Source organism: Sinorhizobium glycinis (genome assembly GCF_001651865.1).
In the GTDB taxonomy this organism is placed as follows: Bacteria; Pseudomonadota; Alphaproteobacteria; order Rhizobiales; family Rhizobiaceae; genus Sinorhizobium; species Sinorhizobium glycinis.
Window position 1 is genome coordinate 237,455 of the sequence record NZ_LPUX01000055.1, and the last position, 12,528, is coordinate 249,982.

At 62.5% G+C, this 12,528-nt stretch carries 13 protein-coding genes; 4 read left to right on the forward strand and 9 right to left on the reverse strand.

Translation table 11 applies throughout. The features are described from left to right. Window positions 1-12: 12 nt before the first annotated feature. From AU381_RS12540 to AU381_RS12560, 5 genes are all read right to left on the reverse strand, one after another. Window positions 13-2,472, reverse strand: coding sequence for an adenylate/guanylate cyclase domain-containing protein (locus AU381_RS12540; protein ID WP_064242101.1), 2,460 nt, complete (start codon window positions 2,470-2,472; stop codon window positions 13-15). An 82-nt stretch (window positions 2,473-2,554) separates the two neighbouring features. Further along, window positions 2,555-3,649 carry a branched-chain amino acid ABC transporter substrate-binding protein gene (locus AU381_RS12545; RefSeq protein ID WP_064242102.1) on the reverse strand — a complete coding sequence of 365 codons (1,095 nt, stop codon included), beginning with the start codon at window positions 3,647-3,649 and terminating at the stop codon, window positions 2,555-2,557. Window positions 3,650-3,735: 86 nt separating this feature from the next. Continuing rightward, window positions 3,736-4,170, reverse strand: coding sequence for a GFA family protein (locus AU381_RS12550; RefSeq protein WP_064242103.1), 435 nt, complete (start codon window positions 4,168-4,170; stop codon window positions 3,736-3,738). Window positions 4,171-4,224: 54 nt separating this feature from the next. Continuing rightward, entirely contained in the window at window positions 4,225-4,620 is a 396-nt protein-coding gene (locus AU381_RS12555) for a VOC family protein (protein WP_064242104.1), read from the reverse strand. A gap of 235 nt (window positions 4,621-4,855) precedes the next feature. Then, window positions 4,856-5,335: a cupin domain-containing protein gene (locus AU381_RS12560; protein WP_064242105.1), complete on the reverse strand. Its 480-nt coding sequence runs from the start codon at window positions 5,333-5,335 to the stop codon at window positions 4,856-4,858. 108 nt (window positions 5,336-5,443) lie between these two features. On the opposite strand from AU381_RS12560, the gene AU381_RS12565 reads away from it, so the two are divergent. Beyond that, complete coding sequence (locus tag AU381_RS12565) at window positions 5,444-6,424, forward strand: LysR family transcriptional regulator (RefSeq protein WP_064242106.1); 981 nt, start codon at window positions 5,444-5,446, stop codon at window positions 6,422-6,424. Between the two features lie 23 nt (window positions 6,425-6,447). Here the strand turns inward: AU381_RS12565 and AU381_RS12570 are convergent, their stop codons facing one another. Then, window positions 6,448-7,704, reverse strand: a complete 1,257-nt coding sequence (locus AU381_RS12570) for a cation:proton antiporter (RefSeq protein WP_064242107.1) — start codon at window positions 7,702-7,704, stop codon at window positions 6,448-6,450. A gap of 485 nt (window positions 7,705-8,189) precedes the next feature. On the opposite strand from AU381_RS12570, the gene AU381_RS12575 reads away from it, so the two are divergent. Continuing rightward, a complete protein-coding gene (locus AU381_RS12575; protein WP_064242108.1) occupies window positions 8,190-8,408 on the forward strand; it encodes a hypothetical protein in 219 nt (72 codons plus the stop codon). Between the two features lie 53 nt (window positions 8,409-8,461). Here the strand turns inward: AU381_RS12575 and AU381_RS12580 are convergent, their stop codons facing one another. Next, complete coding sequence (locus AU381_RS12580; protein WP_244520055.1) at window positions 8,462-8,764, reverse strand: hypothetical protein; 303 nt, start codon at window positions 8,762-8,764, stop codon at window positions 8,462-8,464. Between the two features lie 54 nt (window positions 8,765-8,818). On the opposite strand from AU381_RS12580, the gene AU381_RS12585 reads away from it, so the two are divergent. Further along, window positions 8,819-9,811, forward strand: a complete 993-nt coding sequence (locus AU381_RS12585; RefSeq protein WP_064242110.1) for a YihY/virulence factor BrkB family protein — start codon at window positions 8,819-8,821, stop codon at window positions 9,809-9,811. A 240-nt stretch (window positions 9,812-10,051) separates the two neighbouring features. After that, window positions 10,052-10,675, forward strand: a complete 624-nt coding sequence (locus tag AU381_RS12590; protein WP_064242111.1) for a hypothetical protein — start codon at window positions 10,052-10,054, stop codon at window positions 10,673-10,675. Window positions 10,676-10,816: 141 nt separating this feature from the next. On the opposite strand, the gene AU381_RS12595 is transcribed toward AU381_RS12590, so the two are convergent. After that, window positions 10,817-11,617 carry an ABC transporter ATP-binding protein gene (locus tag AU381_RS12595; protein WP_064242112.1) on the reverse strand — a complete coding sequence of 267 codons (801 nt, stop codon included), beginning with the start codon at window positions 11,615-11,617 and terminating at the stop codon, window positions 10,817-10,819. 11 nt (window positions 11,618-11,628) lie between these two features. Continuing rightward, a complete protein-coding gene (ntrB, locus tag AU381_RS12600) occupies window positions 11,629-12,522 on the reverse strand; it encodes a nitrate ABC transporter permease (RefSeq protein ID WP_064242113.1) in 894 nt (297 codons plus the stop codon). Window positions 12,523-12,528: the final 6 nt, after the last annotated feature.

The following is a 12,528-nucleotide window of genomic DNA, read 5'->3' on the forward strand; positions in this document are numbered from 1 at the left end:
GTGAGCAGCGGATTATCGAGAGAGCTTGCTAAGCGCCTCGCGAAGCGTTGCCGCGGCCTCTTCACGCTCGCCGGAGGACATGAGGTCGGGCTCCACATCCAGCTTGAGATGCGGCAACTCCTTGTGGATTTCGTCACAAGCGGCAGTGAGATTGGTCCTGAAGTCGACGACCCTGTAGGTCGCGACCGGATACGCTAGGCCCTTGACGCGGATTCGCCCTGCCTCGTCGCAATGGATCACGTCCTTGATCTGCGCGAAGGTCTCGTAAGAGATGAGGACCGATCCAGGCTCCGCTTCCTGCTCCAGCCGCGCGGCGAGGTTCACGGCCCCGCCGATGATCGTGTAGTCCATGCGGTCTTCGCTGCCGAAATTGCCGACGGTACAGTAATCGGTGTGAATACCGATCCGGCTGCGGAGCGGCGTTTCGATCCCGGCCCCGCGCCAGGTCTCGCCAAGTTCGGCCATTCGCTTCTGCATCGCCAGCGCCATCGATACGCAGGCAATGGCGTCTTCCTTCACGCCGCTTGTCTCCGGATCGCCGAAGAACATCAGGATGGCGTCGCCGACATATTTGTCGATCGTCGCGCCGAAGGAGAGGGCGATCTTCGACATTTCCGTCAGATACTGGTTGAGGAGCTGGGTGAGTTCCTCGGATTCCATCTTGTCGGTCGTTTCGGTGAAGCCGGCGATGTCGGAAAAGCAGATCGTCAGCTTCTTGCGCTGGCTTGCGATACTGACATCCTGTCGGCCGCTGAAAATCGAACTATAGACCTGCGGAGCGAGGTATTTTGCAAGCTTGGCCGACAGTGCTTCGAGTGCGGCCGACTTGTCGGAAAGGTCCTGCTCGCGACGCTTCAGCTCCGTTACGTCGGAATAGACGGCGACCGTGCCGCCGCCCGAGATCCGGCGTTCGCTGATCTGGACCCAGCGATCCGGGCCGCGTTGCTGGAGGAGCGTTCCGGCCGGATTGCGATGCGCCTCGAGCCGCTCGGCAATCCATTCCTCCTCCCTGCCTATGGCATCCTCGATCAGGCCACGCTCCGCCGCCGCGCGGATGATCGCCTCGAAGCTCTTGCCGGAGACGACGGCATCATCCAGTCCCGGATAGAGAATTTCTCGATATCGGCTGTTGCAGAGGAGGAGCCGGTCGTCGCCGTCGTAAAGAGCGAAGCCTTCGGAAATGCTCTCGATCGCGTCGATCAGGCGCTGGCGGGCTTCGGCCACGTCGCGCAGGTTCTTCTCCTCGACCTCGATCGCCGTGTCGCGGAAGACGCGCAGCGCCTTGGCCATACGGCCGATCTCGTCGCCGCCGGTCTCCGGCAGCGCCACCCGAAGATTGCCAGCGGCAATGGCGAGCATGCTGTGGCTCAGGCCGGCGAGACGGGCAAGAAGGTTGCGGTCGACATAGAGCCAGACGATCAGAATCGAACTCAGCAGGCTGAGAAGAGCGGAGCCGAGCACGATACCTGTGCCAAAGCGGCGAACTGTTGCGGCTTCCTCGCCCGCCTCCGAAATATCACTCTGCGCAGCAGCCACGAGACGGTCCACCGCAAGCGTCAGCTGGCGCGAAAGCCGGTCGTTTTCCGCCACCAGCTTCTCGCCTTCAGCCAGGACTGCGAGCTCGTCGTAACGCGCCCTTGGAATGCTTCCCGGGCCGTCGATCAGCGCCTTGAACTCGTCCACCAGCCGGCGGAATCGGTTGCGCAATTGCTCATCGAATTCGGGCGTTACCGTATCCAGCGCTTCGACCGAGCGACGCAAGGGAAACGCAAGCAGCGACAGGTCGCCCGGCGCCGGCACGACCGCGGCCTGCAGAAGCGAGTCGTTGATGGCGGCGATTTCCCGCTGCGCCGTCTGCTGCGGAATATAGGCAGCGATCGCTCGCGCCAGGTCTCTCGTTGCCGCAGCTTCCGCTTCTGGCGACGTTGCTGGATCGAGCGTGGCCGTCCGCCACCGCGGGATCTTGGAGTTCATCACGAGAATGCCGGGTGCGACGAGCCGCTGGCTGGCATTCGTTGTCGTCGACAGGCGACGCACGAGTTCCTCCTTCCGCGCGACCGCGGCCAGACGGGCGGTGACGAGACCATCGAGAGCGTTCAGGTTGCGCCGCAGCCCCACTGCCGCGTCTTCGATTTCGGTGACCACCGCCGAGTTGAGCGTCGTTCCCTTGAGGGCGGCAAGCAGTTCTTCCAGGCGCGACATCTCGCTGCCGATCGCAGCCGACACCTCGCTGTGCCGGGCCCTGCTGGTCGAAGCGAGGACGGCGGGCGCGGTGGCGGCGACGCGCTCGGCATGGCGGGAGAGTTCGAGCGACAGAAGCGCGGACGGGGCCCGGCGCTCCGTCACCCGTTCGACCACCTGGCTCAGCTGGAGGAAAGCGTACAGGGCGCCTGCGGTCGCCAGGACCGCAAAGGCACTGATCCCGAAGAAGGCGAACAGCAGACGACCGCGAATGCCGAGACGATCAAACATCGCGGCCCCTCGCTTCGGCTGAGGCGGTCAACATCGTCCGCACGGATTCTTCTCGAAGGCGAGCTACTGCGGTCGGTGCTGGTTACTCCAGCGGCACGTACTCGCCACCCTTCCAAACATACCATACCCAATTCTGAACAGTGAGGTCGCCCTTCCCGTCGAAGTCGATCCGGCCGAGCACCGTATCGAACTGATGATCCCGCAGCGCCGCGATGACTTTCTGCGGTTCCAGCGATCCCGCTTTCTGAACCGCCTGGGCCCAGACCTCGGCAGCGCCATAGCTGTGCAATGTCCAGGAGTCCGGCTCGAAGTTCTCGGCCCGGAAGCGTTCGACGACGTCCGCCGCTTCGGAATTGCGACGGGGGTCGGCGACGAAGGTGAAGAGGGTCCCTTCGGCGGCGGGGCCGGCGATCAGACCGAATGCCTCGGTCGCCGTATCGTCGCCTGAGATCACCTGTACCGGATAGGCACGCTCGCGCGAGGCGCGAACCATAAGTGCTGCTTCCGTATGATAGCCGCCGAGATAGAGCACCGCGATGTCTGCCGTTTGCAAGGCCGCGATCTCGGCCGAATAGTCGTCCTTGCCCGGCTCGTAGCTCTGGTAGATCGCTTCGGTGACGCCGCGCTTGTTCAGTTGCTTCTTCGTCTCCTCGGCGAGGCCCTTGCCGTAGGTCGTGTCGTCGTGAAGGATAGCGATCTTCTTGTCACCCCAGCGCTCGGCCAGGTAGTTGCCGGCCTTCAAGCCTTGGGCATCGTCACGACCGCACACCCGGAAGACGTTGGCGTGGCCCTGCTCGGTCAAGGCCGGATTGGTCGAGGACGGCGAAATCTGCAGAACGCCGGCCTCGGCGTAGATCTCGGATGCGGGGATCGAAGCTCCCGAGCAGTAGTGTCCGACGACGAAGACGGCTTTGTCGGCGACCAGCTTCCGGGCGGCCGCAACTGCCTGCTGGGGATCGCAGAAATCGTCCGCGACGATCAGCCGGACCTGCTGGCCGAGGACGCCGCCGGCAGCATTGATCTGGGCGACGGCCAGCTCCGCACCACGCTTCAGCTGCGTGCCGGTCCAGGCGAGCTTCCCGGTCATCGGGCCCGCAACGCCGATCAGAACTTCCGCTTGAACCGGGAAGCCGAGTGCATAGGCCAGGACGGCAGCAAGGACGAGAGGTCGGCGCATGTACACCTCCGCCCGCAATATACTCTCGATGTTTCGGGGCGGCTACGTGTCATGTCGTGCCGGATGCCCCGGCCAAGCATGCGACATCAGCGGTTGATCGGCGGCCCGTCCGCGACGTGAGCCCAGTATTGCGGCAGGTCGTCGGTGATCGCGAACCAGGGTGCCTTTGAGCCGACAAAAATGTGCTCGCCCGGCCGGATCGTCGGTTCGTCGGCGAGCGCACCGAGCGCCACATGCACGTAAGCGCCATCACGTACGGCCGAATAGAGAAACGAGCCGCATTTGCCGCAGCGGGCATCGTGCGCATTCTCTTCGCCGAAGATGTGAAGATGGTCTGCCCCTCCGGTGACCGTGAACTTAGTCCGCTCGATGCCGGCGAACGGCTTGAAGGCGGCCCCCGTCACCCGCCGGCAATCCGTGCAATGACAGTTTGCGGCATAGCGGAATTCGTCGGCGACGACATAGTGAACGGCGCCGCAGAGGCACCGCCCGGCGAGCATGCGAAGGTTCTGGTCTGTCATCACGCTCCTCGTGCATTTGGCCACTTCGCGTCGAGAGCTGAAGCGGGAGGCGGATCAAGCGGACGCAAGTTCCTGAGCGACTTCCCAAACATGGCCCGACGGGTCCGCGAAAGCGGCGGTGCGGCGTCCCCAAGGGCGATCGATGGGTCCGTTCAGCAGCCTCGCGCCTCGATCCTCAAGGCTGGCGCAGACGGCGTCTACATCAGCGACCTTGATCGTGAGCAGGATACGGGCGCCCGAATTCGCCGGTGCCACCGGCAAAGGTTCGATCAGTTCGGGCGCCTGCGACGCGTGAAGCAGATTTATCATGGCGCCCCCGAACTTCAGGACGCAGGAGACTTCATCCTGGTATACGATTTCCGGTTCAAAAACCTTCCTGTAAAAGGCCTTTGCCTCGCCGAGATCATCCACAAACAGGGTCACGACTTCGAGCGCAACAAGCAATGACACGAGTTCCTCCTAGTTGGCGGTGCCGACCTGAACGTGCTCGGTCGGCTTACTCCAAGACGCAGCTGCGGCCTTCATTCCGACAAGGGAAGTAAAATCTTCCGCAAAGAATGCTGGATTTCAAGGCTGCAGGTGTGAAGAGGGCATCGTCATGTCGAGACCCTCCACGCGAGGCAGGGTGTGCGACCACAGCCGAGGGCCAAGCGAGGCGGATGAGTCCGACTGCTCCCCACTGCCATCAGACCAACGGCGCGCCGACGATGTCGATGCCGTTCTCCGTACAGCAGCGTGTCAGGGCCGCGATGAGTTCCGGTGTCGGCGCCGACTGCGGCGGCAGTTCCGGCCGATCGGCCGGGCGACCCATCCGGCGCAGCAGCGTTTCGAAATCCGATCCGCGGGTGATGGTCAAGCACCGCGCCCCTCCGCTCGATTCGACAAGGAAGGTGTGCGCCAGGCCCTTCGGGGCGATGACCGTCTCGCCGGCACCGGCCGTAAGCTCGCGCCCATCGATATGGAAACGCATACTGCCTTCCAGGATGTGGAAGACCTCGTCTTCCCGGCGATGCACATGCAGTGGCGGAGAATCCCCATAGGGCATGTGGTGCTCGACAACGCAGATGCCGTCGTTCCCTTTGCTCGAGGAGACGTGGATTGCGACGAGGGTGTTGTTGAACCAGAAGAGTTCCCTGCCTTCGGTCATGCTGCTAGTGATTGTCATGGCGGCTGTGCTCCTTTGTCCTGATATGACGTGGCGTCGTCACGGGCGATTTAGCGAGAGACAGGCGTTGAACGGAAATCGAATGATCGTATGGGGCGAATTGACGGGATGAATTTAAATGCTCTGGACCTGAACCTTGTGCGCGTGTTCGATGCCCTCCTGCGGGAAAGAAGCGTCACGCGCGCCGGCGATCGGATCGGATTGAGCCAGCCTGCCGTCAGCGCGGCACTCAATCGCTTGCGGCACGCGCTCAACGATCAGTTGTTTGTCCGGCGCGGCAACGAGATGGTGCCGACGCCGCGCGCCGAGAGCCTGGCGGAGCCGGTGCGCGTGGCGCTGCGCGAGATAGAGCGGGTTTTCTACGCGGCCAAGAGGTTTGAACCGGCAGAGCTTGAACGCACCTTTACCCTCATGGGGGCCGATTTCTTCTCGATGCTGCTGATGCCTTCCCTGGCCGCTCGCATCACGCGCATAGCGCCCGCCGTGTCACTCCGGTTTCTCGACAGCGCGCGCGGCGACGTTGCGAGGCTGCTGCAGGAAGACGAGATCGATGCGGCGCTCGAGCGCCCGGTGGAGGTGCCCGACTGGGTCTCCAGTGCCCTTCTCTTCCACTCGCCCTTCGCGATCATTGCAGCCGAGAACAATGCGGTGATCGGCCGGGCGGGGGCCAAAGAGGGTGGGGTCCTGCCGATCGATCTCTTCTGCGAACTGCCGCATGCCATCCGCTCGATCGACGGCTCGATGTCGGGCTTCACCGACGAGGCTTTGGGCAAGATCGGACGAACACGCCGCGTGAGTTTGGCATTGCCGCATTTTCAGGCCGTTGCGCTGGCGGTGGCAAGCGGCAACTACCTTGCGGCGGTTCCTCGCCAGTTTGCAGTTGCCGCCGCCAGGAGCCTCCCGATCGTCATCTATAGGCCGCCTTTCTCGATTCCCGTTCCCGAAATCCGGATGTATTGGCATGCCCGTCATGATGACGAGCCATCCCATCGGTGGCTGCGAGATCGGATTCTCGAAACCGTCGATGCCCTCGGTTTCCCTGAAGAGGGGATCGAGAGAGATCAGACCGGTACCGGACTGCCCCGCTGATCCGAGTGGGTTTTCTCCCCGCTCTAAGACTTCACCCGCATCGTCTTCCCGACAATTCTGCGCCGCCTGTCGAGCCAGCGCATCGCCGGGGTGACGGTCAGCCCGTGCGTGACGATGGAGATCAGAACGATCAAGGCCACGGCGGACCACATGACGCCCGCCTCTTCGAAGCGGGCCATCCCGGTTGCAAATGCGAGATAGTAGATCGAGCCGAGGCCGCGGATCCCGAAGATGGCAATCGCGGCCCTTTCTCCCTTGGGCAAGGTCGACGGCAGACTCATCCACCCAGTGACAGGCCGGGCGATCGCCAGGACAAACAAGGCAAAAGCGACCACGCGCCAATCGAGTTCGGCAATGAATTGCCCGATGCTGACGGCGGCTCCGAAGCAGACGAGAAGCACCATCATCAGAAGTCTTTCGATCTGTTCGGAGAAGTCGTGAAGCTCCTTGTGAAACTCGTGGTGTCGCTCGACGGTGCGGAACGAGAGCGCGGCGACGAACACGGCTACGAATCCATAGCCGTGGACGAGTTCCGTCAGGCTGTAGGCGAGGCAGGTGACCCCCAATGCGACGAAGCCGTCGCCGGTGCGCACAAGTGCCGCCCCTTTCGGCAGGCGAAACGTGGCAAAGCCGAGCACCTTGCCGATGATCCATCCCATCACGACGCCGGCAAGGAGCCGCCACAAAACATCGAAGAGCAACCAGTGGGCGAACCAGTCCGGCTGATCGGAGGCAAGGGCGATCGCAATCGCCAGGTATACGAATGGAAAGCTGAGACCGTCGTTCAAGCCGGCTTCCGATGTGAGCGCGAACCGAACCTCGTCCTCTGTCCCCGTCTGGGGCGGCCCCACCTGGACATCGCTCGCAAGGACCGGGTCGGTTGGCGCCAGGCAAGCGGCCAGCAGAACGGCGGAAGCAGCGCCCAGACCGAGAATCCAGGAAGCGCCGGCGGCCATGACGGCGATGCCCAACGGCATCGCAATTCCAAGAAGCCGCCATGTGAGAGCCCAGCTGCGCAGGCCGACGGGGCGATCGATCTTCAGTCCGGCGCCCATTAGGGCAACAATGACGGTAAATTCCGTCATGCGCTCGATGAGAAGTCGGCTGTCGAACGAGGCGAGATGAGCGACGGGGTTGAGGATCGTGTGTCCGACCAGGGCCCCGATCGCGATGCAGAAGATGGGCAGAGAAAGCGGCAGGCGGCGAAAGGCCATCGGAATCCAGGCTGTGAGCAGGATCACGAGCCCGAACAGTCCAAGTGTTATGTCGTAGCGTTCCACCGTTCATTCTCCCCCGGGCTCGACGCATCGAGAGCTTGATCGAGGCCGAAAATCACTGCGCGGCTTGCGGGCGTGATGGCTGCGAAAACGCGGGCAATGACGTTCGGAAACGCGTCCGCCGATGGTGTCGTTCCCGCGCTCCATGTGGGCGCGCCGGCTGGCGTGAACATTTGCGGTCCTGAAGCGTTTTATTTCACCCTCGCAACTACGTGGAGGAAATCACCATGCGTCGTGATATGCAGCGTTACATGATGATCGAACTGATCGTGCTTATCGCTGCGCTTGCCGTGGTCGCGGCGATAATGGTCGTCACGCTGCTTCCCGGCTGACACAACGGCCAAGCCGGCATGGAGGGGCCACTTCGATGGGAGCGGCGCCGGGTGGCGTGTTTGGTGCGGTTGCGTGGATCACTTTGCCGGATCGCGCGTTTCTCCAATAGCAGAAGCCTCCAGATGCCTGTATCTGAGGTAGCGCCGAAGTCACCGATGAATGAATACCTGAGAGAATTCTCCCCAGCGAACGAGTACGACGTGCAGCGGCTACCGTTCGCGAAGCGCCTCGAGGAACTGTCCCCCGGCGAGTGCATCTGGCCCATCAATAGTGGCGGCCCGTATCTCTTCTGCGCTGCCAAAACCACCGGGAAATACTGTCCGCATCACAAGGCAAGACTGATACAGAAGCGCAGCGTTCATCTCCACGAATGAGCGCCACTTCCGACTATATCGTCGGCCGAGTTGCGAGGACGCAGAGGCCGCCATTACGATGGATTGTTCTTGTCTCCGCTGGCGCTCGGCGGGTTTTCGTCGATCGTTTTCACGCCGTCGGCATTGACCTTCGTGTCTTCAATCCGCGTCGCACTGCTTGTCGGAAAGCGGTCGACGTAGAAATAAAACATCGCGCTGGCGATGATGATGATGGCGGCGCCGATCAGCGCCAATCGCTCCCATTTCCCCGTCATGTCGTTATCTCCCGTCCGGTCTTGAACGAAACCGAGGCGGGGGCGTGTTTGTTCCGGACCGGCGCGCGGCGACAGGCTCAAATCAGCGACGCGCCGGAACAAGGAAGTATCCCGGGCGTTGGATGCGACACACCAGAAAACACCGGACGCTCGCCTATGAGCGCGAAAGACGTCGATCTTACGAAGGCCATGGAAACCGCCGAGCCCGGGAGGGGGCGCAGCGCGACCACGCCGGGAGAGATACCGGCGAAGGGGATCCGCGATGTGTTTTGGCGGGTGATGTCCGAGATTTCCGAGGAGCGCGTCTTCCTGATCGCGGCAGGGGTAAGCTTCTACCTCCTGCTGGCGCTGTTTCCGGCTCTTGGTGCGCTGGTCTCGCTTTACGGGTTCATCGCGGACCCATCCGACATCGGAGCGCATATGGCCGTACTGGACGAGCTCTTGCCGCCCGGCTCCTACGCGCTGATCACGGATCAGCTGACGTCTCTTACCACGCAGAAGACATCGACGCTCAGCCTTGGCTTCATTGGCGGCCTGTTGGTCTCGCTCTGGAGTGCGGCCAACGGCATTGCGGCGCTCTTTGACGCGATGAACGTCGCCTATGGGGAAAAAGAAAAGAGAGGCATTGTTTCCAGAACGCTCCTGTGCCTCGCATTCACCTTTGCCGCACTGCTTTTTGCCGTCGTGCTGATCGTGGCGATCGGCGTCATTCCGGCCTTGCTCGCCTATCTATGGTTGGATCGCTGGATCGAAATCCTGACCAGAGTGGCGAGGTGGCCGGCTATTCTGCTCCTCGCCACAATCGGCACCGTGCTCATCTATCGCTATGGGCCGAGTCGTGAGCGGGCGAAGCTGCGGTGGCTGAACTGGGGCGCCGTATTCAGCACATTGCTGTGGCTCGCCGCCTCGTGGATATATTCCTTTTACCTGGAAAATTTTGCGAATTACAACGCGACATACGGCGCCCTTGGGGCGCTGGTCGGTTTCATGATGTGGGTCTGGATCTCGATGGTCATCCTGATCACGGGTGCTCTCCTCAACGCGGAACTCGAGCATCAGACTGCGGTCGATTCCACCACCGGAGAACCGTTGCCGATGGGCGAACGCGGTGCCTACGTCGCCGATACGCTCGGAAAGGCTGCGGATTAGTCCGGAAGCATTTCGCACCCGTGATCGGGTGGCAAAGCTTCCGCCATCCGAGTTGAGCCTCAAGGACGGAATCGAACAGCGGATCGCCAAGGCGGCAGGACCGCACAGGTCGGCACGTTGATCGAGCTTTATGAGTGGGCGATTCATTTCCCGACGGGCACATCTCACGAGATTTCGATTTTACGCTCGCTTTTGCGCGCAATAGGCTGATCCCCTCGGAAAAACCAAGGGAGGTTCGCCATGAAACGCATGGCACTTATCGCGACCGTCCTGGCCTGTTCGGTCATCTCAGCCAATGCTCAGGATACTTCGATGAGCTTCTTCGTCACCAGCACGAATCCGGGCAAGGGCGGTGATCTCGGAGGGCTTGCGGGCGCCGATGCGCATTGCGGCGCGCTGGCCTCCGCCAGCGGCTCAACCGGCAAGACCTGGCGGGCCTATCTCTCCACCGATAGCGAGAGTGCCAAGGATCGCATCGGTACGGGGCCTTGGCACAACGCCAAGGGCGAAAAGATCGCTGACGATGTCACCTCGCTGCACAGTGACAACAACAATTTGACCAAACAAACGGCGCTCAACGAAAAGGGTGAAGTCATCAACGGCCGCGGCGACACGCCGAACCGGCACGACATCCTGACGGGCACCAAGCCTGATGGAACCGCTGCCGAGGAAACCTGCGGCAACTGGACAATGGGAGGCGCGGAGGGTGCTGCAATTGTCGGTCATAGCGACCGCACCGGTCTGGACGACTCGGCGGCGGCCAAGTCGTGGAACTCCTCCCATCCGACGCGCGGCGGCTGCACCATGGAGGCATTCAAGAGCACCGGAGGGGACGGTCTCTTCTATTGCTTCGCGACCAATTGAGGACCGGCTGAGGCCGGACCGGACCGCGGTACACAGGCTGGTGAAGAGGCTCCAATTCCCCTGCGGGAGGGCAGGGGAATGGAAGCCTTTAGCTGGCGCGCGCGAATGAAACATCCTCCAGCGACAATATCACGTGCGCAGTCACTCCGCGGCTTCGACGAAGCGGTGGCGCTCGTAGAGGAACTTGAGCACCGCTTCGCGGCATTTCAGGTAGGTTCGGTCGGAGGCGAGTTCGATGCGCCGGCGCGGCCGGACGAGCGGTACATCAAGGACTTCGCCGATCCGCGCCGACGGTCCGTTGGTCATCATCACGATGCGGTCGGAAAGCAGGACCGCTTCGTCGACGTCATGCGTGATCATCAGGACCGTATTTCCAAGCGTCGCGTGGATCTGCATGACCTGGTCCTGCAGATGCGCGCGGGTCAGCGCGTCGAGCGCGCCGAAGGGTTCGTCGAGAAGCAGCACCTTCGGTTCCATGGCGAGCGCCCGGGCGATGCCGACGCGCTGCTTCATCCCCCCGGAAACTTCGGACGGGCGCTTGTCGGCGGCATGCGCCATCTGCACCAGTTCGAGGTTGCGCATGGTCCATTCATGGCGTTCCTGCTTGTTGCGCGTCGCAGAGAACACCTTGTCGACGGCGAGCCGGACGTTTTCATAGACAGTCAGCCATGGAAGCAGCGAGTGGTTCTGGAAGACGACGGCGCGGTCCGGTCCCGGCTCGTCGACCACCTTGCCGTCGAGAAGCACCACGCCGGTCGTCGCCTGCGTCAGCCCGGCGACGATGTTGAGCAGGGTCGACTTGCCGCAGCCGGAATGGCCGATGATCGAGATGAACTCGCCCTTTTCGACGGTAAGGGAGACCTGCTTCAGGACCTCCGTTCGCGTTCCGCCGCGTTCGAAGGTCTTGTCGATGAGTTCGAGCGAGAGATAGCTTTTGGTCATGGGGCTCTCCTTCAGGCGCTTGCCGTGCCGCGGGTGATGGCGCGGCCGATGAGCGCGATGATGCGGTCGAGGAGGAAGCCGACGATTCCGACATAGATCAGCGCCACGATGATGTCGCTGATCAGCGACGAGTTCCAGGCATCCCAGATGAAGAAGCCGATGCCGACGCCGCCGATCAGCATCTCGGCGGCGACGATCGCCAGCCATGAGAGGCCGATGCCGATCCTGAGGCCCGTGAAGATGTAGGGGGCGGCGGCGGGCAGCATGATCTTGGCGAAATATTCGAGGCCGTTCAGCCGCAGCACCCTGGCGACGTTCTGGTAATCCTGCGGAATGTTGCGGATGCCGACCGCCGTGTTGATGATGATCGGCCAGATCGCCGTGATGAAGATGACGAAGATCGCCGAAGGATTGCCGTCCTGGAAGGCGGCCAGCGAAAGCGGCAGCCAGGCGAGCGGCGGCACGGTGCGCAGCACCTGGAAGATCGGATCGAGGCCGCGCATGGCGAGCGCGCTCTGGCCGACGAGCGTGCCGAGCGCCACGCCGACGGCGGCGGCCATGGCATAGCCGAGCGCGACGCGCTGCAGGCTTGCAAGCACGTGCCAGAACAGGCCCTGGTCGACACCCTGGCCGGTGTAGAAGGGGTGGGCGATCAGTTCCCAGCTCTCCTCGAACACGCGCGATGGTGCCGGCAGGCTCGAGTCGGGCGACGCGCAGATGAGCTGCCAGGCGAGGGTGAATAGTGTCAGCGTGACGAGCAGCGGCAAGAGGTTCGTGGCAGTCTGGGCGGCAAGGCGCGACAGCCGGCGGTCGATGCCCGGCTTCATTGTATGTCCGAGAGCGATGACCTGAGCCGAAGGCTGCAGCGTCGCCTGCGGTTTGAGCTTGAGATTGGTGACGGACATGCCGTT

Excerpts from the sequence above, each read along its gene's own strand:
- AU381_RS12540 (WP_064242101.1), bottom strand. The coding sequence starts at position 2,472 with ATGTTTGATCGTCTCGGCATTCGCGGTCGTCTGCTGTTCGCCTTCTTC.
- AU381_RS12545 (WP_064242102.1), bottom strand. The coding sequence starts at position 3,649 with ATGCGCCGACCTCTCGTCCTTGCTGCCGTCCTGGCCTATGCACTCGGC.
- AU381_RS12550 (WP_064242103.1), bottom strand. The coding sequence starts at position 4,170 with ATGACAGACCAGAACCTTCGCATGCTCGCCGGGCGGTGCCTCTGCGGC.
- AU381_RS12560 (WP_064242105.1), bottom strand. The coding sequence starts at position 5,335 with ATGACAATCACTAGCAGCATGACCGAAGGCAGGGAACTCTTCTGGTTC.
- AU381_RS12565 (WP_064242106.1), top strand. The coding sequence starts at position 5,444 with ATGAATTTAAATGCTCTGGACCTGAACCTTGTGCGCGTGTTCGATGCC.
- AU381_RS12575 (WP_064242108.1), top strand. The coding sequence starts at position 8,190 with ATGAATGAATACCTGAGAGAATTCTCCCCAGCGAACGAGTACGACGTG.
- AU381_RS12585 (WP_064242110.1), top strand. The coding sequence starts at position 8,819 with ATGAGCGCGAAAGACGTCGATCTTACGAAGGCCATGGAAACCGCCGAG.
- AU381_RS12590 (WP_064242111.1), top strand. The coding sequence starts at position 10,052 with ATGAAACGCATGGCACTTATCGCGACCGTCCTGGCCTGTTCGGTCATC.
- AU381_RS12595 (WP_064242112.1), bottom strand. The coding sequence starts at position 11,617 with ATGACCAAAAGCTATCTCTCGCTCGAACTCATCGACAAGACCTTCGAA.
- ntrB (WP_064242113.1), bottom strand. The coding sequence starts at position 12,522 with ATGTCCGTCACCAATCTCAAGCTCAAACCGCAGGCGACGCTGCAGCCT.